Annotated in this window: 19 protein-coding genes; 12 read left to right on the top strand and 7 right to left on the bottom strand. The window is 56.7% G+C overall.

All coding sequences use genetic code 11. The features are described from left to right. Nucleotide 1 precedes the first annotated feature (1 nt). Both KP814_RS28185 and KP814_RS28180 read right to left on the bottom strand, forming a co-directional pair. Nucleotides 2-304, bottom strand: coding sequence for a hypothetical protein (locus KP814_RS28185; RefSeq protein ID WP_216739893.1), 303 nt, complete (start codon nt 302-304; stop codon nt 2-4). 113 nt (nt 305-417) lie between these two features. Next, nucleotides 418-981 carry a hypothetical protein gene (locus tag KP814_RS28180; protein ID WP_216739892.1) on the bottom strand — a complete coding sequence of 188 codons (564 nt, stop codon included), beginning with the start codon at nt 979-981 and terminating at the stop codon, nt 418-420. A gap of 375 nt (nt 982-1,356) precedes the next feature. On the opposite strand from KP814_RS28180, the gene KP814_RS28175 reads away from it, so the two are divergent. Both KP814_RS28175 and KP814_RS28170 read left to right on the top strand, forming a co-directional pair. Beyond that, nucleotides 1,357-4,026, top strand: a complete 2,670-nt coding sequence (locus KP814_RS28175) for a LuxR C-terminal-related transcriptional regulator (RefSeq protein WP_216739891.1) — start codon at nt 1,357-1,359, stop codon at nt 4,024-4,026. A gap of 96 nt (nt 4,027-4,122) precedes the next feature. Continuing rightward, nucleotides 4,123-4,518 (top strand): CesT family type III secretion system chaperone, encoded by a 396-nt coding sequence (locus KP814_RS28170; protein WP_216739890.1) that lies wholly within the window; start codon nt 4,123-4,125, stop codon nt 4,516-4,518. Between the two features lie 347 nt (nt 4,519-4,865). Here KP814_RS28170 and KP814_RS28165 read toward each other — a convergent pair whose 3' ends face one another. Together KP814_RS28165 and KP814_RS28160 are read right to left on the bottom strand one after the other, a co-directional pair. Beyond that, nucleotides 4,866-5,474 carry a hypothetical protein gene (locus KP814_RS28165; protein ID WP_216739889.1) on the bottom strand — a complete coding sequence of 203 codons (609 nt, stop codon included), beginning with the start codon at nt 5,472-5,474 and terminating at the stop codon, nt 4,866-4,868. A gap of 128 nt (nt 5,475-5,602) precedes the next feature. Then, a complete protein-coding gene (locus KP814_RS28160) occupies nt 5,603-5,782 on the bottom strand; it encodes a hypothetical protein (RefSeq protein WP_216739888.1) in 180 nt (59 codons plus the stop codon). 96 nt (nt 5,783-5,878) lie between these two features. On the opposite strand from KP814_RS28160, the gene KP814_RS28155 reads away from it, so the two are divergent. Further along, entirely contained in the window at nt 5,879-6,256 is a 378-nt protein-coding gene (locus tag KP814_RS28155; protein ID WP_216739887.1) for a hypothetical protein, read from the top strand. Between the two features lie 62 nt (nt 6,257-6,318). Here the strand turns inward: KP814_RS28155 and KP814_RS28150 are convergent, their stop codons facing one another. Beyond that, nucleotides 6,319-6,540, bottom strand: a complete 222-nt coding sequence (locus KP814_RS28150; RefSeq protein WP_216739886.1) for a hypothetical protein — start codon at nt 6,538-6,540, stop codon at nt 6,319-6,321. A 436-nt stretch (nt 6,541-6,976) separates the two neighbouring features. Between KP814_RS28150 and KP814_RS28145 the strand changes: the two genes are divergently transcribed. From KP814_RS28145 to KP814_RS28115, 7 genes are all read left to right on the top strand, one after another. After that, a complete protein-coding gene (locus KP814_RS28145) occupies nt 6,977-8,215 on the top strand; it encodes an ABC transporter substrate-binding protein (protein WP_216739885.1) in 1,239 nt (412 codons plus the stop codon). Between the two features lie 153 nt (nt 8,216-8,368). Beyond that, on the top strand, nt 8,369-9,235 hold the full coding sequence (locus tag KP814_RS28140; RefSeq protein ID WP_216739884.1) for a carbohydrate ABC transporter permease: 867 nt from the start codon (nt 8,369-8,371) through the stop codon (nt 9,233-9,235). Continuing rightward, nucleotides 9,232-10,125 (top strand): carbohydrate ABC transporter permease, encoded by an 894-nt coding sequence (locus KP814_RS28135; protein WP_216739883.1) that lies wholly within the window; start codon nt 9,232-9,234, stop codon nt 10,123-10,125. The genes KP814_RS28140 and KP814_RS28135 overlap by 4 nt, the downstream gene beginning before the upstream one ends. An 11-nt stretch (nt 10,126-10,136) precedes the next feature. After that, nucleotides 10,137-11,252: an ABC transporter ATP-binding protein gene (locus tag KP814_RS28130; RefSeq protein WP_216739882.1), complete on the top strand. Its 1,116-nt coding sequence runs from the start codon at nt 10,137-10,139 to the stop codon at nt 11,250-11,252. Then, nucleotides 11,242-12,054: an MBL fold metallo-hydrolase gene (locus KP814_RS28125; protein WP_216739881.1), complete on the top strand. Its 813-nt coding sequence runs from the start codon at nt 11,242-11,244 to the stop codon at nt 12,052-12,054. Before KP814_RS28130 ends, KP814_RS28125 begins: the two co-directional genes overlap by 11 nt. Continuing rightward, nucleotides 12,035-12,820 carry an inositol monophosphatase gene (locus KP814_RS28120; protein ID WP_216739880.1) on the top strand — a complete coding sequence of 262 codons (786 nt, stop codon included), beginning with the start codon at nt 12,035-12,037 and terminating at the stop codon, nt 12,818-12,820. The genes KP814_RS28125 and KP814_RS28120 overlap by 20 nt, the downstream gene beginning before the upstream one ends. Nucleotides 12,821-12,822: 2 nt before the next feature. After that, a complete protein-coding gene (locus KP814_RS28115; protein ID WP_253938695.1) occupies nt 12,823-13,830 on the top strand; it encodes a LacI family DNA-binding transcriptional regulator in 1,008 nt (335 codons plus the stop codon). A gap of 67 nt (nt 13,831-13,897) precedes the next feature. Here KP814_RS28115 and KP814_RS28110 read toward each other — a convergent pair whose 3' ends face one another. Both KP814_RS28110 and KP814_RS28105 read right to left on the bottom strand, forming a co-directional pair. Next, the gene (locus KP814_RS28110) at nt 13,898-15,382 is read right to left on the bottom strand and encodes a ricin-type beta-trefoil lectin domain protein (RefSeq protein WP_216739878.1); all 1,485 of its coding nucleotides are present in this window, start codon (nt 15,380-15,382) and stop codon (nt 13,898-13,900) included. 257 nt (nt 15,383-15,639) lie between these two features. Next, on the bottom strand, nt 15,640-16,668 hold the full coding sequence (locus tag KP814_RS28105) for an aldo/keto reductase (protein ID WP_216739877.1): 1,029 nt from the start codon (nt 16,666-16,668) through the stop codon (nt 15,640-15,642). A 258-nt stretch (nt 16,669-16,926) separates the two neighbouring features. Between KP814_RS28105 and KP814_RS28100 the strand changes: the two genes are divergently transcribed. Together KP814_RS28100 and KP814_RS28095 are read left to right on the top strand one after the other, a co-directional pair. After that, nucleotides 16,927-17,544, top strand: coding sequence for a TetR/AcrR family transcriptional regulator (locus KP814_RS28100; protein WP_216739876.1), 618 nt, complete (start codon nt 16,927-16,929; stop codon nt 17,542-17,544). 175 nt (nt 17,545-17,719) lie between these two features. After that, nucleotides 17,720-18,559 (top strand): DUF429 domain-containing protein, encoded by an 840-nt coding sequence (locus tag KP814_RS28095; protein ID WP_253938693.1) that lies wholly within the window; start codon nt 17,720-17,722, stop codon nt 18,557-18,559. The last annotated feature ends 310 nt before the right edge of the window (nt 18,560-18,869 follow it).

Raw genomic sequence — 18,869 nt, 5'->3', positions numbered from 1 at the left:
GTCAGATGCGGTTGATCAACCCCAGTTGAATGCGCGCCCGTTTAAGGCCGCGCGGGGGTGGGGCGGAGTCGTCGGATCGCTCGAAGCGGTCGCGCCAATCCTGCTCCCGGCGTGCGAGTTCCGCGCGTTCGGCTTCGGACAATTGGCGCTTGCTGCGCTCGATCAAGGGCGCCAGGTTGTCCCGGTTCACGCCCCATTTCGCCATCAGCGCGTCGGTGTCGGCGAACGAGGCGGTTACCGACGCGTGCAGCCGCTCCATCTCGTAGATAAGTTGGTAAGAGAGATTTTCCGTCGCGGTGGACATGGTTCCTCCTGTTTTCGGTTATTCAGTCTTTCAGGTATGCAGTCTCTCAGGCATGCAATCCTCAATGACCAGGCAAGCCCGATCCGGGACCGGGCCTGACAACAGAGAGATCCCTAGATCTTGCCGAGGATGCCCTGATTGGTCTGGTGGATGTTGCTGTTGGTGTTGGAAGGCAGCGTCAGGGACTCATCCCGCTTCTTCATCAATGAGCTGATGCGGATCATCTCCAACTGACTGCGGCTGTTGAGGCCGTCGATAAAGGCCTTCAGGTTCTCGATGGAGGTCTCCCACTCATCGCTGTTCTGACAGAAATCGTAACCGTCGCTGTCCAGATACAAGCCGCTGTGAGGCACGCCTTTGTGCTCCTTGTCGTACTTGCTGAGACCCTGCTGGATGTCATTCTTCTCGAAGAAATCGATCATTTCCGGGGGCATGGTGCTATGGCCTTCGCCCTCCAGCTTGCCTTTCTCGGTGCGGGCGATGGAGAGCATCGCGTTGGCCTGCTTGAGCAGGTTGTTCAGCGCGGCCATGCTTTGCAGCTCGTCCGCCAGTTGTTGCTCCAGGTTATTGGCGCGCTCGATCTCCAGAAACATGATGAGCTCCGCCAGGCTCATCACCTGATTGTTGATTTGAAATTTATCTCCCCCCAGGGAGGAAATTCCGCCGATATTTTCCATTGCGTTTCCTCTTTCAAAGTAAGCGGCGAGTCGCCGGGTAATGCGCGGTTCGCCTGACCAGTTAGCTGAATGGCGGGGGGACTGATATAGGACGCACAGGACGTCGCCGTCGCAGTCTGACCCGCCGACAGGGCCAGTATTTTTGAAACCGGGGGCAGGGAGACATATATCGACCGGCTGATTTTGCCGCTGAATTTTTTTTCGCGAGGCCCTGTAACTTTTTCTGAAGCGACGGCGTAAATGAGATAAATGGCCGCTGAGCAGCGGTCTGAAAACGCGCCACGCAACGATGGCCGATAACAAGACGAACAGATAACGACACAGGTAAACGACATGGACACAGGGCAGTTTTTGAAGGGAAAGTTTTCCTTCCCTTTGGCATCACAGATCGTTATTTCCCGCAGCCGTTTGACGCGGAAGCTGGATACGGCCAGACAGGCGCAGATTCATTGTCTGACGGCGCCTGCCGGGTTTGGTAAAACCACCCTGATGCAGGATTGGGCCGCTCCGCAGAAAGGCCGCGTTATCTGGTTCACGCTTGAGCGCAGCGATAATCGCCTCTTGCGCCTGGGCGGCGGACTGTTAGCCGCTTTCGCCAACGCCGGTTATGGTTTTCTGGGCTGCAGGGAAGAGCTGGGCCTGTTGAATGAGCCAGGGGGCGTCGCGCGCTGGAGCAGCCTGTTTATCGCCGAGCTGGAGACCGCCGCCCGTCGGACTGACGCTTCATTGACGCTGGTGCTGGACAATCTGCATCTACTGGACGCCCCTGAGGCCATCGCTTTGCTTTCCTGTCTGGTGCGCGACCTGCCGGCTCCGCACCGCTTATGTCTGCTATCCAGAAATCCGCTTCCCCCGGCGTTGTTCGCGTCCACGTCCTGGAATCGGATTCATCACCTCAACGCCGACGAACTGGCGTTTACGCTGGAGGAAGGCAAACAGTATCTGCGGGCGTTGCAGGCGGAAGGTTGTCTGGGGCGTTATGCCGCTCCCGGTGCTCCCGGCATGCAGACGCAGCTCAGCGAACTGTGGCGACAAACCGATGGCTGGCCGATCTTCTTTTGCGCCATGGCGAACCGTATGGCTAACAGAACCACGCCGTTCGCCGCCAAAGAAGAACTCAACGCGCTACCTGATTTTCATCGCTATATGGAAGAGCAGGTGATGCAGCCGTTGCAACTACTGCAGAAAGATATGGTGACGCGATTACGCGAGCTGGCGCCGATTAGCGAATTCAATCGGGATCTGCTGAGTCAGTGTCTGCTGCCTGGCGAATCGCCCGCCTTGATTCAAGCGATGATTCATCACACCGGCCTGATCGTCAAAGCGGCGCAATCAAACGGCGAGTATCGTCTGCGTCGCCCGTTGCGGGAGCATTTGCGCCAGGATAACGCCTTGTCGAACAGAGCGGCGTCAAACACAGCGGAAACGGCCTCTCTGTTCGACAAAGCGTTTAGATGGCGTTTGGCCAATAAACAGGGCATGGCGGCGGTCACCCTGTGTATTGATAACGGTTATTGGCGGGCCGCCGTGCATATGCTGGAAAAGTTGTATCCCTCCCTTGTCAGCGCTGGATACTGGACGCAGGTAGCCCAGTGGCTGACGGCCATTCCGCCCCATATCGTCGAGCAACGTCCGCTTTTGCAGACGTTGCTGGGGCGAAAAGCCTTGTTTGAGTCGGCCCCTGCGTCAGCGCTTAAGCACTTCAAACAGGCGCAGACGCTACTGGCGTCAGATCAGGAACTGGATCACCCCGACGCGGTGTATGACGCGGCAGCCAGAGCACAGCAATGGCAGGAGACGTCCGCATTGATCGCGTCCACTCAGGCGCTGTACGTCACCCGTCAGGCTCTCCCTGTCGCTGAGCTTGAGCTGACTTGTCTAGTGACGCGTTATCATCAGGGACTGCATGCACTGCATCAGGGGCGTTTGCATGAGGCCAGGCGGCAGCTTACGCAGGTTATGGAAGCGGCGTTGGCGGATGATCCGGGGATGCTGATTCAGGTGATTCCAGTATTGGGTTGGTTGCATTATCTGATCGGTGAAACGGACCTGTGGCGCAGTGGACTGGCCTCGCTACGGGAGCGCTTAGCGCCAGGGTGCGACCTGCCGCATGGGTTCGCCTGGACCAGCGCATCGACCTTGTTCGGCCTGCTGGAAAACGCCTCGGCGGACGAAGTGACGCAAGGATTGCAAGACGCCTCTGTGTTGCACGGCCTATGCGCGCCGGCGGAGCTGTGCTTCAATCTGGCGGCGGCGCAGGCGTTGCTGGCGATCCGTGAGGCCAGCTGGGATGACGCGGGAGAAGCGTTGCTGGAAGCGGAGGTGCTGCATCACTCAATACCCGATCCTGTGCGGCGGACGCTGTTTTCGTTGCCTGCGCTCAAGGCGCAAAGACTGCTGGCGCAAGGCGGCAAAAGCGAGGCGCAGCACCTGTTGCAAGCCTGGGGTGGGCACTATGACCAAGCCTGTTTCGCCACCCAGCACGAGCAATTAATACTGAGCGAGATTCTGTTCGCTCTGAACCGTCCCGAAGAAAGTCTGGACCCAGCGCGTCAGGTGAAAGTTTGGGCGGAGCAAGGTCGTTGCGGTCTGTTGTTGACGCGTGCGCTGGCGATCGAGGCGTTGGCGCTGCAGAAGCTGGGACGAGAAGACAAAGCTCAGCAGGTGTTTCACGATGCGTTGCATGTCGGTCGCATGACCAGCAGCGTGCATTCCCTGGTGAGAAAAGACGCGCCGGAAATGAAATGCCTGTTGGCGGCAGCCAAACAGCAGGGGCGTTATCCCGCCTATGTCGGCAAGTTGATCGAGCATTATGGCCAGGATATCGCGTTGGATGACGATGACAGCGCCAATCTAGCCGCGCTGAGCAAACGCGAGAAGCAAGTGCTGGATCTGCTGGTGACCGGCATGTCCAACCCAGAAATCGCCGACGCCCTGTGCCGCTCTCTGGGCACAATCAAAATTCACGTCCACAACATTTACCGGAAGCTGGGCGCCGCCAATCGGGTCGCGGCGATCAATAAATACAACGTCGCTATCGCCTGACGCCTTCCGGGAAAAACAGAACCAAATCTGAACAACCTCCGACGCCTCAAGGCGTCTGGAGCAGGATACTTGCGCCTTAAATTCAAGGAGACGCCCATGCACACCTACAATCAGTTCGAAAGCCTGTTATTCCGCTTCTGCCAGCGCCACCAGATCGCTATGATCCGCCCGGACGCCAATCTGCACTATGTGGTGTATATCGATAATCTGGCGGTGCGCTGCTTTTCCCAAAGCGGGCGCATCTATCTGCAAATTGATCTGGAAGAACTGCCGGGGGCAGGGCCGGACCACTCCCAAACCGGCAAACACCTGATGCAACAGTCGCTACTGGACAGCCTGCAAACCTCCAGCGTAGTCGCACTGGACGAACAAAACCGCGTCATCCTGTTCCAGACACTCCCTCTGGACGACTGCCAGCTACACGACCTCGAAACCGCCATGGAAACCCTCGCCAATCAGGCGGAAGCTTATGGGGGGATATTGGGGAGTTGATGAGTATGGGTGCGATGACGAGAGCTGTGCTATAACGGAATTCAGTAGTAAGAGTCTTGGTCTCAGCAACTCACCCTGGACCAATAATTATGAGCTCAGGATTTCCCTTAATGCTCATACCGAAGATTCAGCATCTGAAAGTTTAGCCCTCAAGGTTTGTGAAGCAACAGCAATCCCGATGAAGCTTGCGAAAATATACTCAAGTGGCGGGTCCAAAGGCATAAATATCAGCGCCACAGCACAAACTGTCGAGCACAGAAAGGCCAGGGTTAACAGAAGCCGCGACCGAACCTTTAAAAGCAAGAGAGTGGGTAGAAGGAACGTAATGGTTGCTAACACGAGACTCATTAGAACAGCTCTCCAAGTGGATCATAAGCTTGACGCCTAACAACAACAGATGTGCCAGAATGTTGAGGGCCAATCCCGCCCTTAACCTCAGCTTCTAATTGGATCAAGATATCCCCTTCATTATATTCGCGAATGTTATCAAGGACGAAATTCCTCGCAACGACCGCGGCGCCTGCGCCAGTAGCTCCCTTTGCGACGGCTTCCTTTGCTTCAGTTTTCCCAACTTCCTTCACCCCGCGGGTTGGTTGGCCTCCTTTACCTTTACTAAATGGAAGCAAGCGCTGACTTGCGAAACCCACAACTCCACCTACTCCATTCGCGATTTTATTTCTTTGGCGGTTCAATATACTGACCTCTTCCGCTGTTAAAGGGTGATAGACAATAATGGTCATTGAACAACGAAAGTTTTTTGCCAGCATTCTGTCGTACAGCTTGACGGCTTTGATCTTGATTACATAGTTCAACACGCCATTATGGGTATATTGCGTTTGAAAAATTTTTGAAGTTTCATTGGTAATATCAAATTGATATCGCTTAGCTATCTTATGGTGTCGGAAAACGTGAACTGGTTTATACGTATCAATTGAGAATAAAGAAGAAAAGTCCATCGGTCACATCCTGGTAACAAAATAGACGAGATAGTTATTAATTAAGACAAGATTATCAATAGTCTTTCTAGACTAGCACAAGAATTGAGAGGGGAGTCTATCTGACAATACTAACCCAGTAAAGTCGATCAGTTGCTGCCATAACTTGCTGAATTGATAAGAGGAGGGGGCCGCCTAATGGTTAAACCATGCAAGCGGCAACTTCGATAAATTAATTGGACAAGCCAGCTTTCGAATTTATCTTTACCGAAATTTTCTTTCCACTCTTTCATCTGATATTCTGCTTCGGAGAAATTCATCTGTTCCATGAAGGACTTCCTGATGGAGAAAACTATTTTTTATAAGCAATATAAGGTGGTTAATAATCCGCCTAAATTATTGGATGAGTGTTGGAGTGAGTGACAATGAATGATAGAGAAAGCGTGCTGATTTCGTTTTCAAATAATACTTATTCAGAAATTCATATTCTCAAAGACTTTATTGAAGAGCTTTTTGACAAGCGAGAGGCTCTTCTGACGCATGACTGTTTTGTCTCACATAACATGTTCTGTGTCCATAAGAGTGATGGCGGATACAGCCCTAGAATAGAGATTGTCCAGCTGAATGTAGATAAGTATGTGTTAGTGGGAAAAGTGATTGTAATTAAAAAGAAGGAGGATGGGATGGTGTATAAGCAAATAGAAGAGCTCGTCGCGCCAGTGGAAAAGGGGCTCGATATGTTTGACTATTTAATGGCGGTTTTTWAAGATAMGGCTAATTCTCAGTTGTCGATGGGCGGCTAGACGATCATATCGATCCGAGACTTGGTTGACACAGAGTTTTGAATACCCACTTTTTAGGACATCTATCCCTTCCACTCAACTACCCATTGAGACTCTTCGAAGTACTTTTTCAGCGACGCCATGTTTTCCACCCAACCGTCGTGACCATCTTCAAATGACTCTTTCGCTGAGGTGATGATCAGGTAGCCGCCTGTATTCTCAGTATCATCAAGCACCTTCACGAATAAGCCCGCGTCATCTCCCGCTAATATCTTTCCTACAGTACTTAGCTTGATCGTTTCCATAGAGCCATCAGCCCATAAAAGGTATGTGTTTATTGAGTGTAGGTGGGTTAAACCCGGTTTTTAGGTTTCAGGATGTGCGTGCGATTTGGTTGGCGCATGGCTATCAGATAAGGAACCCGTGTTGCGTTAGTGTACGCTGGGGAACGCCAGAAGAATATGCCCCTGTTTAGGGAACATGGATGGGCCGAAACAAACTCCCTTCGTCCAAAATCAGCCATCTCAACCCCATCTTGCACGCGCGTGCACTAAAAACCTTCAATCTGCCTTCACCTTGTTGTCATCTGGCGGACGCACACTGCATTTCGTGAGCGCCGCCACGTCTTATCAGCCTGTTACGGGTTCTGCGCCCGCAGTGAAAAAACTCTGCACGCGAGTGCAAGCTGCGGGGCGGTCGCCGGGAAAAACTGACATACATCGTTACAACAAGGGGTCCATCATGTTGAGTAGAAGTGCATTATCGCTGGCGCTGACCGCGTCTCTGACACTGAGCGCCGCCGGGGCGACTGCGGCGGATCTGGTGATCGCCGGACGCGACGGTATCTACGGTCAGGCCCTGGAGGCCACCGTTGCCCGTTATAAGGACACCCACCCCGACATGGATATCGAATTACTGAAGCTGCCTTATGGCAGTCTCTATGAAAAGCTGGTGATCTCCCTGCGCGAGAAGTCCGGCGCTTACGATCTGGTGTTGCTGGACGATACCTGGGCCACAGAGTTCATGGGTAACGGCTGGCTGGCGAATCTGGAAGAGCAGGGCAAGATCACCGGCGATTTCATCGGCGCCACTTTGGACATTTCCCGCTATCCCGTGGCGCAAGGGCCGGCTTATTCACTGCCCATCGTCGGCAACGTGGCCATGTTCGCCTACAACCAGGCGCTGTTTGATCAATACGGCCTGAGCAAACCCGCCAACTGGGATGCGGTGAAAGTCGCCGCCAAAACTATTTCCGCCAAAAACCCGGACACCAGCGGCGTGGTGTTTCGCGGCCAGAAAGGCAACCCTATCGTTACCGGCTTTTTGCCTCTGTTCTGGGCCCATGGCGGCGTCATCGTTGATGACAGCGGACAGCCCCAGGTGAACTCCACCCAGGGCGTGCAGGCGCTGGAATCCTTTCTGGAGCTGAAGCAGTACGCGCCCAAGGGCATCGAAGTCTATAACTCCACGGAAGTCCGCGACGCCATCCAGCAGCGCAAGGCGGCCATCGCCATTGAAGTCTGGCCTTCCTGGGCGCCGTCCATGGACGACCCCAGCCAGTCCAAAGTGGTGCAGGAAATGCAGGTCATGGCGGCGCCGGGTCAGGTGAATGGCTCTTCTCCCATGCTGGGCGTCTGGCAGATGGGCGTGACTGCAGACGCGAAACATGACAAGGCCGCCCGAGACTTTCTCGACTACCTGACCAGCGCGGAAAACCAGAAAACGCTGGCGCTGGAGCTGGGCTTGCCGCCGACACGCCGCAGCGTGTACACCGATAAAGACGTCGTAGCGAAATACCGCTGGTATCCCAATCAGCTGGAAGCGTTGGAGCACGGCAAAGCGCGTCCCCGCATCAAACAGTGGAACGAAGTGGAGAGCATCCTGGGCGATTACCTGCAACTGGCGATGATCGGACAGATGGACGCCCGCACCGCATTGGATCAGGCCAATCGCAAGATCGACCGGGCGCTGAAGCGGTAACCCATCCAGTTCTGACTTTTCACTATTAATCAGGCAGACAAATAGCTTCCTTCTATTTGTCTGCTTGTCTGCAACGACATGGCCTGCACATGTCAGAACATGACACCGGGCGGCGCGGGTTCTGACTGCGCCGCCGCTTTCACGGAGAGATGAATGCTGTTTCGTTCCCGCCTGCAGTTACTCCTGCTGATGTCGCCCGCCACGCTTTTGTTGGCGATGTTGACCCTGTATCCCATCAGTCAGATTCTGATCAATGCGTTTTCCTATGTGGATTATGTCGGCGCCGAGCGTCAGTTCGTCGGTCTGGACAACTTCGTGGAGTTGTCGGAAGACTGGTTTTTCGCTGGAGCCATCAAGAACTCCTTGAGTTTCTCGGTGCTGGCGTCGCTGCTGCAGGTCGGCCTCGGACTGGCTCTTGCGGTGCTGTTCGACCGTCAGTTCGCTGGACGGCGTTTTGCGCTGCCGGTGATCATCTATCCGATGATGCTGTCGACCCTGGTGTGTTCCGCCATCTGGCGCGCCTGGTATCACTATGACTTCGGCTTTTTGAACAATGCGCTGCTCAGCCTGGGGCTGGAGCCTGTGCAATGGCTGTTCGACCCGGACATGGCGCTGTTTTCCGTGATGCTGGTGGATATCTGGCAATGGACGCCGATGGCGTTCCTCATCATTCTCGCCGGCCTGCAATCCATTCCGGCGGATATCAAGGACGCAGCGTTGACCGACGGCGCGCGCGGCTGGCGACGGTTTCGTCATATCACCTTGCCGCTGATCATGCCGCAGGTGCTGCTGGCGTTGCTGCTCAGATCCATCGACACCTTCAAGCTGTTCGATAAAGTCTACGCGCTGACCGGCGGCGGGCCGGGGAACAGCACGGAAACCCTGTCGCTGTTTATCTACAAACAAGGCTTCAAGTTTTTTAATCTCGGTCTGGCGTCCGCCGCGGCGCTGCTGATGCTGACCATCGCCTGCGCGTTGAGTGCGGTGTATGCGTGGCGCTATGTGGGAGCTAAGTCATGAGTGCGATCAAGCAAACCTCCGTCCCGGTTTTTTCTGATTCCGTTGCGGCGCCTTTCTCCGGCGTCTCTCGATTGTCTGCGCGAACCCTGGGGTTTTACCTTGCTCTGGGCGCAGCGTTGACGTTTTTTGCGCTGCCGATAGTGTGGATGGCCGGCATCGCCTTCACGCCGTCCGGGGAGTACGTCAGCGACAGCCTGAGTCTGCTGCCGGCGCATCCGACCCTGGCGCACTTTGAAGCCTTATGGCGTGATGGTTTTCCCGGACGTCTGGCGAATACGCTGATCGTCGCCGTGGGCGCCACCTTGCTGGCCTTGTCGTTGGGCTTTCTGGCCAGTTACGCCCTGGTGCGTTTTCGTTTTCCCCGCCGTCTGGATCACGCTTTTCTCCTGTTGGTGCTGGTGATCAAGATGATGCCGCCGATTGTGGTGGCGATCCCGCTGTTTCAATTGCTGAAAGGCCTGGGATTGCTGGACAGCAAGCTGGGTCTGATTCTGGTGTATCAGGTCTACACCCTGCCGTTTTGCATCTGGATGCTGCTGAGTTTTGTGCGCGACGTGCCCCTGAGTCTGGAACAAGCGGCCAGCCTGGAAGGCGCCGGTTTGCTGCGCCGCCTGTGGCATATAGTGCTGCCCCTGTGCGGTCCGGGACTGGCGGCGACCTTTATTTTCACCCTGATCATGGCCTGGAACGAGTTCCTGTTCGCCTTGCTGTATCTGTCTACGCCCAGTCACTTCACCTTGCCCCTGTACGTGTCCAATTTCATCACTGAAAACGAGACTTTCTGGGGGCAACTGATGGGGATTGGCCTGCTGTCTTCTTTACCCATGCTGTTGATGGCGGGATATGTTCAACGTTACTTACTGCGTGGCTTCGCCATGCAAATGAAATAGGAATTTCGCTGATGGCTTCCGTCACATTGCAAAACCTGGGCAAGCAATACAAAAACCAGACCGTGCTGCGGGATATCAACTTACAGGTCAGAGACGGCGAGTTTCTGGTATTAGTGGGACCTTCGGGCTGCGGCAAATCCACGTTGTTACGCATGATCGCAGGGCTGGAGACCGTCTCCGGCGGCGATATCCGGATCGGAGGTCGTCGGGTCAATCAACTGGACCCGGTGGACCGGGGCATCGCCATGGTGTTTCAGTCCTATGCGCTGTATCCCCATATGACCGTGTGGGGCAACATGGCGTTCGGCCTGAAGATGGCCGGCGTCGCCAGACCGGAGCGGGAACAGCGCATTCAGCAGGCGGTGGAATTGCTGCAATTGCAGGCGTTGACGCAGCGTAAACCGGCGGAACTGTCCGGCGGTCAGCGTCAGCGCGTGGCCATTGGGCGCGCGATCGTGCGCAAGCCGGAGGTGTTCCTGTTTGATGAACCGCTTTCCAACCTGGACGCCAAGTTGCGGGACCAGATGCGGGTGCAACTGTCCGAACTGCACCACCGTCTGGGTTCCACCATGATCTACGTCACCCATGACCAGAAAGAAGCCATGACCATGGCGGACCGCATCGTGGTGATGCGCAATGGCGTCATTGAACAGGTTGGCACGCCGCTGGAGTTGTACCATCAGCCCGCCAACCGTTTTGTCGCCGAGTTTATCGGCTCTCCGGCCATGAACTTTCTGCCTGTGCGCGTGGCGGCGCTGAACGCCCGCAGCCTGTCTTTAGAACTGCCCTGGGGGCAGACGATGCAGACCGAGGCGTCCAGGTTTGGTCCAAAAACCGGGATGTCTGGCCTGAAAACCGACGCGCAACTGGCGCTGGGCGTGCGTGCTCAGGGCCTGGTCATCGACGACAGTAGCGACCTGCGCATGCAGGTGGACGTAGTGGAGGAGTTGGGCAATATCGCCTATGTGCACGGGCGTATTCAGACCCATCGCCTGATCATGGAAACCCCTTGCGCGCCCCGCGCGGGAACCGAAGTGGGCGTCAGATTAAAGCCGGATATGCTGCATCTGTTTGACGAGCAGGGGATAAGTCTGGCCTCGCAGATGGAGCGCGCCCATGCTGCTTGAGATTATTGGAACCGGCGAAGCCTACGACCGTTTTCGGGTGAACGCCGCGGTACTGGTGCAGGAACAGGACTTCCGCCTGCTGATCGATTGCGGACCAACAGTGCCGCAGGCGCTGTGGCGGCGTCAGTTGGCGGCGGACGCCATCGACGCGATCTATCTGACCCACATTCATCCGGATCACGCCTCCGGCCTGACCGCGCTGTTGAATCAATGGGCCTCCGCCGGGCGGCGTCGGGACTTGCAGATATTCTGTCAGCCTGAGCAGCAGGCTCATCTGGAATGGATGTCCGCTTACGCCGCCTGGCCGCAGCGACTGCCATTCATTATTCACTGGCGCGACGCCGGCCAAACCGCGGAAATAGGTCCCTGGACGCTGCAAACGGCGCCGACCCAGCACAGCATCAGCAATCTGGCGTTGCGCCTGGAGCAAAAAGGGCCCGTTTCCCATCCTACGGGCTCTCTGTTTTACAGCGGAGACGGTCGTCCGACCGCCGCAAGCGCCAGCTTGATGCGGGGATGCGTGATGGCCATGCAGGAGTGTTTTTCTCCTTTGGAGCAGGGCGAGGGCAGCCATCACGGCGATTTGCCCGGCTGCCTGCGCCAATTGCAAAGCGCCCGTCCTCGCCACTTGTTGCTGTATCACATTGAAGACGGCCAGCATAACGCAGTGGCTGAAGCCATCCGACCTCGCGTCGATGTGTCGGTGGCGGAGGACGGGGAGCGCTGGTGTTGCATCACCGGCGCGCCACTGAACGCGCGATTAGATCAGCAAGGAGAACGCTATGCAGCGGGAGCAGGCTGAAGTCATATTGCGGGAGGCCGGCGATCTGGCGCTGGTCTTTTTCCGTCGCCGCGAATCTCTGCGGGTGGAGCGAAAATCCCGTCAGGATCTGGTCTCGGAGGCGGACCGGGAAGTGGAAAGCCTTATTCGGCGACGTATTCAGGCGGCCTGTCCCCGAGACCGGCTGCTCGGTGAAGAGTTTGGTCTGGCGGCGTCCGGTCAGGGCGATGATTCCAACGCCAGTATCTGGGTGATCGATCCCATCGACGGCACCACCAATTTTCTGCGCGGCATCCCGGATTTCGCCATCACCCTGTGTCGGGTGCGCGACGGCGCGCCCGATATCGGATTGATTTACCACCCGGTGAATCAGGAAATGCTCTTCGCCGCCCGCGGTCAGGGCGCCTGGCGCAACGGCGTGCGTCACCAGATCGAATCGACGCCGGTAACCTTGGATAGCGCCGTGCTGGGTCTGGGCTACAACCTCAGGCCAGGCAACGCGCAGAGGGCCATCGCCATGATGCGCAGCTGGACCGAGGCGGGTTGCGTTACGCGGCAGACGGGCTCGGCGGCGGTAGGCATCAGTCAGGCGATATTGGGACGAACTGACGGTTTCTACGAGCCTCAGCTGAACAGTTGGGACGCCCTGGCGGGACAGTTGATCGCAACCGAGGCGGGCTTACGCAGTTCCGTGTTTCTGTGCGGAGAGCGTTTGACCCGGGGCGGTCCGGTGTGGATCACCCGACCGGAACTGTTTGATCTGGTCAGGGAAGAGGAGACCGCCTAGTGATGCAGGACAAACGCATTACATCCGATGATGTGGCGAGATTGGCGGGGGKGTCACGCYCCGCCGTGTCCCGCACCTTTACCCCTGGCGCGAGCGTATCGGAAACGACGCGCAATAGCGTCATCGCCGCCGCCAGGAAACTCGGCTACCGTCCCAACGCCCTGGCGCGCTCACTCACCGGACAACAGAGCGGTCTGGTGGCGGTGGTGATGGCGGAATTCGCCAATCCTTATGAATCCCAGGTGTTCTACGCGCTGACTCAGGCGCTGCAAAAGCTGGACAAGGTTTCCATGCTGGTGACGCCGGATGAATCCGGCGACATCAACAACTCATTGCAGTTGGTGGGCGCCTATCAGGTGGACAGCGCGATTATCGCCGCCGGTTCTTTGTCGTTACAGGCCACGCAGATCTGTCTGACTATGGGGATTCCCTCGGTGCTGATGGGGCGCGACGATCCTTTCGGCAAAATCTGCTCGGTGCAGACTGACAATCGCATGGCCGGTCGTTTGGCGGCGGAGCATCTGACGGCCTGCGGCGCGCGTCGTCCCGCTTATATCGGCGGGCGCCCGGACGGACAAGCCTCGCAGGAACGCAAAGACGGCTTCTTTGACAGCCTGCGCAGCCAGGGGATTGAGCCGCTGAGCCATTGCGACAACCCGGATTACAGCTATCAAAGCGGTTATCAGAGCGCCCTGACGTTAATGCAGCGTCGCCCCGATATCGACAGCCTCTTTTGCGCCTGCGACGCCTTGGCTTTTGGGGCTATGGACGCCGTACGCCAGCAACTGGGCCGCAAGACGCCGCAAGATATCCAGTTTGTCGGCGCGGATAACGTGCCCATGGCGGAATGGCCGGGGTATCAACTGACCACTATCAGCCAGCCGGTGGACTTATTGGCGCAGGCGGTGATGGAAAACCTGGAGATCATTCTGACTCAGGGCCAGGCCATGGCCCACTCCCGGCGGGTCGCCCCCTGGCTGGTGTCGCGGGCGACCACTCGTAATGCTTGATGGCTTGTTGCGACTTTAAAAGCCCCGCTGAAACCGTTCAGAAGGGCTTATTCGCAGTCAGTCAGAGTTAAAAAGACGTCTGCGGCCAGTCGGATACGGATTCCAGATAGAACTTCTGATTATCGCCGCCGCTGCAACGCCAGATTTGCCACTGTTCTGAGGATTCCGCGGTTCCGCCGGGGATATCCATGCAATGGCTGCCGTTGTTGTTCAGGTTCTGGAAGGCGCCGGATTCGGTGATGCGCCATTTCTCGGAACTGCCGCCGTCGCAATCCCACAGGTGCATTTTGTCGCCGTTGTCCGCCGAGCCGGTGTTGAAGTCAACGCAGTAGCGGTTGTCGCCTTTGGGGCGTAACTGGCCTTCCGCGGTGTACACGAACTTCTGGTTGTCTGCGCCGCCGCAGGCCCAGGACAGCAGGTCGCTGCCATTGCCGTACTGCGCCTTATCGACATCCATGCAGTATTCCGGCCTCACCTTGGGTTTGATTTTGAAGTACCCCGGCAAGCCTCGGCGCTGGCCGGCCAGGGGAATAGAGCTGGCGGTCCAGGTTGGCGTGGAGGAGGGCGCAGCGAGGTCCCAGCTGATCACGGAGACGCCATGGGCCACCGCCAGCCAGGCGCTTTCGTAGGAGGTATTGGAGAAATCGCCGGCGGCGCCCCACAGATGCATGATCTGTTTATATTGAGCCGCGCGGTTGGCGGTGAGCTGGTAATGATCGCCGGCTTTCACGTTGCCGCAGAAAAAGTAGGTAGAATGCTCGGCGGACATGGAATCAATGGCGCCGGAGAATTCGTCCGCGTCGGCGGTGTCGATGTCTGGACACAGAAAGGTGGACTGAGCGCCGAAACGGTTCATCAGCGCCGTCTCCATACGTCCGTTAACGTCGCCGATAAAGCCCCCGGTCAACACCACGATCAGTTTGCCTTTCAGCTCCGAGACTTTCGGCCAGCCCACGTCTTTCAAGGTGTTGCGATAGTTGGACTGGAAATGTGGATTAAGGCGGTTGATCAGGTCCTGATACTGGTAAAAACGTCCGCCGAGGCGGCTGTTCAGATAATTTCCGATGAACTCGTCGAGCTGCTCCACTTCCGAGGCATACCAGGCGTTCAGCGGGTCCCAGCTGGCCTTCATGTCGACGAACAGAACCAGCGGCATGGCGTTGGGGTGGCCGTTCATCCAGCTCACTACGTCGTCCAGGCAATGGCCAAGCTGGTCGTCGCTCCCTGCGCTGCAGTTCTGATTTCCAGCTGAGGCGCTGTGGGAGACGTAGGGACCTTTATCCCAACTTTCCCAGTCGCCGCGGTCGATGACATCCAATTCCAGGGTGCGATAGCCGCGCTCAAGCCACTCGCTTAAACGACTCCCGTGTTCGAAGCTGTTGTGAGGTTGCACGTAGTACAGCTCGTCGAAGCGATGGTTGTCATTGGCGGTTTTCGCCTGAAAAGGCGGATAAAAGGTTTCGCCGGCGTTGGCGCCTGTGCTGAATCCGAATGACAGCATGGCGGAGCAAACGGCGGCCAGGACAGCGGGCGTTTTCCATTTGAATAACATGCGATATCTCAACTCTGCTCAAATTCCGGCCGAGCGCCGCCCAGGCTTGCAGTGGATAGACTGAAAACCTCGTCAGCGCGAAACGCGGAATGTGGGTGATATCCGGAGTCGGGAAGCGGACGCCTCTCGACTCCGGCGTTTGCAGTGGCCGCCACGGTTTCATCTTGGAAAAAACAAATGACAGCGCAGTGAAGCGGAGTTGAAGGTTATTCGTGCATGGGCGTGCAACGGGATGGCGGTCGACGCCGCCGGGATGGCTAGGCGGCGGCGCGGTCTCTTTCCTGACGACGGCGCAGATCGGCATGAGTCAGCGCCGGCGGCGTGTAGGGCGCATGCAGTGGCCCAATGTCGGTTCCCGGCGCAACGATGGCGTCAATCTGATCAATAATGTCGTTGCTCAAGGTCACTTCCGCTCCAGCGAGCAGGTCGTCAAGTTGCGCCATGGTGCGCGGCCCGAGATTCGCCGCGGTGACGCCGGGGTGGGCGATGGCGAAGGCCATGGCGAGATGCGTCAGGGATAGCCCCGCCTGCTGGGCCAGAGCGGAAAGGCGCTCAATAGCGTCGAGCTTGCCCGCATCCGCGAAGTAGGCTGGGTTAAATTTCACGCGCTCGCTAGCGGTCTGCGCGCCCTTGCGGTAGCGCCCGGTGAGCATGCCCATGGCCAGGGGGCTCCAAACCATAACGCCCATGCCGTATTTTTCGCAGACAGGCAGTACTTCCCGTTCAATACTGCGGTTGAGAATCGAGTAGGAAGGCTGCTCCACGCGAAAACGGGCCAGTCCGCGGCGTTCCGCCACCCATTGCGCCTCGACGATTTCTGCGGCGGGAAAGGTGGATGTCCCGATAGCGCGGATCTTGCCGGCGCGCATCAGGTCGGTCAGGGTCGCCAGGGTATTCTCAATATCGGTGTCCGGGGCGGGGCGGTGAATCATGTAGAGGTCGACATGGTCCGTTTGCAGACGGCGCAGGGAGTCTTCCAGAGCGCGGGTCAGCCAGCGTCGGGAATTGCCTTGTTGATTGGGGTCCTGTCCCATCGGCAGATGCGCTTTGGTGGCCAGCACCACATCGTCGCGTCGCCCTTTAAGCGCCTTGCCGACAATCTCCTCGGATTCGCCCTGGCTGTAAAAGTCCGCCGTATCGACAAAGTTGACCCCGGCGTCCAGGGCCTTGTGGATGATGCGGATCGCTTCGTCATGATCGGCGTTGCCCACCGCGCCGAACATCATCGCCCCCAGACAATAGGGGCTCACTTTAATGCCGGTTCTTCCTAAAGTACGGTATTTCATGTGCTTTTCTCCTGGTTAATCATCAAGACGATCGCCTTTCGGCGGTTGTTTACTCCCTCTATGCGGAATAAAATGGAGCAATGTTCCGGATAATACGGAACGATGTTCCGCTTATCAAGAGTTAAATGGAGCGTTGTTCCGTTTTTGGATTAAGTCGACGGCGTTCCGTTTAAAATTGAAACGGCAGTGTTCCGGTAAACGCTGAAACGTTGAAACGCTGGAAAAGATAGAAACCAAGGCTTCCCCTGAGGACTGACATTGAGTAAACAGACAAAAACAGAAAGCGCTGGCGGCGGGAAAAGCAAAGCGCGCCCCGTGCGGGCGGACGCCCAACGTAATCTCGACGCCTTGCTGAACGCGGCGCTGGAAGTATTCGCCACCTCGGGCGTGGACGCGCCGGTGCGGGAAATCGCCGCCAAAGCGGGCGTCGGCATGGGCACGGTATATCGACACTTTCCGCAACGTTCAGACCTGATCGTGGCGGTATTTCGTCAACAGGTAGACGCCTGCGCCGCAGCCGCCGACACGCTGGCGGCGCAACATACGCCGGGAGAAGCGCTGGCGAGCTGGATTCAACGCTACGCCGACTTTATCGTCACCAAAAGGGGACTGGCCACCGCGCTGCACTCCGGCGACCCGGCCTACAGCACACTGCCAGGGTACTTCGACAAGCAACTGAAACCCCAGTTACAACGCCTACTCGACGCCGCCATCGCCACCGGAGAAGTACGCAAAGACGTAGACCCGGACGACCTGCTGAGAGCCGTAGGCAGCCTATGCATGTCCGCCCATGACGACCGCATCGACTACGCACGAAGAATGGTCGCGTTACTTGTAGACGGCCTGCGCTACAACCCCGATTCGAAGGCGAAGTAGATCAGTAGTCAGTAGGTCGGAAAAGCGCAGCGCCTTCCGACACCATGTTTTCATGTCTATTAATGCCTTTAAATACAAGCATTTGAAATTGATATTTAAACCAAATTGTTGGATGGCGCTGTGCTTATCCAACCTACGTTTTATCTCTGTCATGCGCTGACCTGCGGGTACGAAAATGGATAAATCCGACGCTTGCAACAACATGCTGTACATCGGCTGGGATGTTGGCGGTTGGAATTGCGATAGCAACAGCAAAAGCCGTGACGCCTTGGTGGTGCTGGACGATCAGCGCAACCTGCTGGGCAAACCCTGGCGGGGTAATTTGCGGACGGTTATCAATCAGGCGGCCACCACGGCGGAGTGGATTCAGGCGCTACTTGATAGCTGTAAGGTGACATGGCCGTCCCGGAAGCTTCCTGCTGTGATCCTGGCCATTGATACGCCTTTGGGCTTCTCTCAGGCGTTGCAGCAACTGATCACGGGAGGGGCTCCTGTTGATCGACTGGATGAGTCCGCGGCTAATCCTTATCTGTTCCGCCAGACTGAGCGCTTTCTGTTTCGACATGGCTTGACGCCACTCTCTGCGGTCAAAGATATGATCGGCAGTCAGGCCACGAAAGGCATGCACACACTCGCCAAGTTCGCGCCGCGGCGAAAGTCCATCGGCGTTTGGGAAGGGGGCGGCCTGCTCCAGGCTATCGAAGCCTATCCCTCGTCCTGCATACACTCCGATCGTATGGCGACGCTGCTGGCGCCATTTCTCTCTGAGCAGATCAGTGACACGCACCCCGTAGGTCCTCACTGGCGAGACGCCGACTTTGTCGCGAGTATCGACCACGAGGACAAACGGGACGCACTAATCTGCGCCCTGATCGCCTGGCTGTTCGTGAACCAGCCCGAACAACTACAACCGCCGGAACCAGATACCCCGGTATCGGAAGGCTGGATTTTCGTCCCCAAAGACGGCTTGGACGCAGAGAAAAAAACGACAAAACCAAGTAGGCCGGAAAAGTGAAGCGCCTTCCGACGCTATGCTTTTTTGCTAATAAATACGTTTTATATCAATGGCTTGTGGCGGTTTTCTAAGGCTGGTTGTTGGATGGCGCTTTGCTTATCCAACCTACAATTAATACCTTCCCCAATACCTCCTTCCAAAGGTAGGTCGATGAGATGGTCTCCTCCTTTCCTGCAGCGGCATCGCAATGTGCCATGATTATGAGTGCAATCAAAGGACGAAGGAGGAGACCATCATGTCTAAGCATAAGACGGTTGGATTAGATTTGGCAAAGAGCGTCTTCATTTGGCAAAGAGCGTCTTCCATTTGA

The sequence above is a fragment of the Hahella sp. HN01 genome (assembly GCF_018986435.1).
GTDB lineage: Bacteria > Pseudomonadota > Gammaproteobacteria > Pseudomonadales > Oleiphilaceae > Hahella.
This window is presented reverse-complemented; position numbering and strand designations above follow the sequence as displayed.

Excerpts from the sequence above, each read along its gene's own strand:
- KP814_RS28130 (WP_216739882.1), top strand. The coding sequence starts at position 10,137 with ATGGCTTCCGTCACATTGCAAAACCTGGGCAAGCAATACAAAAACCAG.
- KP814_RS28150 (WP_216739886.1), bottom strand. The coding sequence starts at position 6,540 with ATGGAAACGATCAAGCTAAGTACTGTAGGAAAGATATTAGCGGGAGAT.
- KP814_RS28110 (WP_216739878.1), bottom strand. The coding sequence starts at position 15,382 with ATGTTATTCAAATGGAAAACGCCCGCTGTCCTGGCCGCCGTTTGCTCC.
- KP814_RS28160 (WP_216739888.1), bottom strand. The coding sequence starts at position 5,782 with ATGGAACAGATGAATTTCTCCGAAGCAGAATATCAGATGAAAGAGTGG.
- KP814_RS28105 (WP_216739877.1), bottom strand. The coding sequence starts at position 16,668 with ATGAAATACCGTACTTTAGGAAGAACCGGCATTAAAGTGAGCCCCTAT.
- KP814_RS28135 (WP_216739883.1), top strand. The coding sequence starts at position 9,232 with ATGAGTGCGATCAAGCAAACCTCCGTCCCGGTTTTTTCTGATTCCGTT.
- KP814_RS28180 (WP_216739892.1), bottom strand. The coding sequence starts at position 981 with ATGGAAAATATCGGCGGAATTTCCTCCCTGGGGGGAGATAAATTTCAA.
- KP814_RS28095 (WP_253938693.1), top strand. The coding sequence starts at position 17,720 with ATGGATAAATCCGACGCTTGCAACAACATGCTGTACATCGGCTGGGAT.
- KP814_RS28140 (WP_216739884.1), top strand. The coding sequence starts at position 8,369 with ATGCTGTTTCGTTCCCGCCTGCAGTTACTCCTGCTGATGTCGCCCGCC.
- KP814_RS28165 (WP_216739889.1), bottom strand. The coding sequence starts at position 5,474 with ATGGACTTTTCTTCTTTATTCTCAATTGATACGTATAAACCAGTTCAC.
- KP814_RS28170 (WP_216739890.1), top strand. The coding sequence starts at position 4,123 with ATGCACACCTACAATCAGTTCGAAAGCCTGTTATTCCGCTTCTGCCAG.
- KP814_RS28185 (WP_216739893.1), bottom strand. The coding sequence starts at position 304 with ATGTCCACCGCGACGGAAAATCTCTCTTACCAACTTATCTACGAGATG.
- KP814_RS28125 (WP_216739881.1), top strand. The coding sequence starts at position 11,242 with ATGCTGCTTGAGATTATTGGAACCGGCGAAGCCTACGACCGTTTTCGG.
- KP814_RS28120 (WP_216739880.1), top strand. The coding sequence starts at position 12,035 with ATGCAGCGGGAGCAGGCTGAAGTCATATTGCGGGAGGCCGGCGATCTG.
- KP814_RS28145 (WP_216739885.1), top strand. The coding sequence starts at position 6,977 with ATGTTGAGTAGAAGTGCATTATCGCTGGCGCTGACCGCGTCTCTGACA.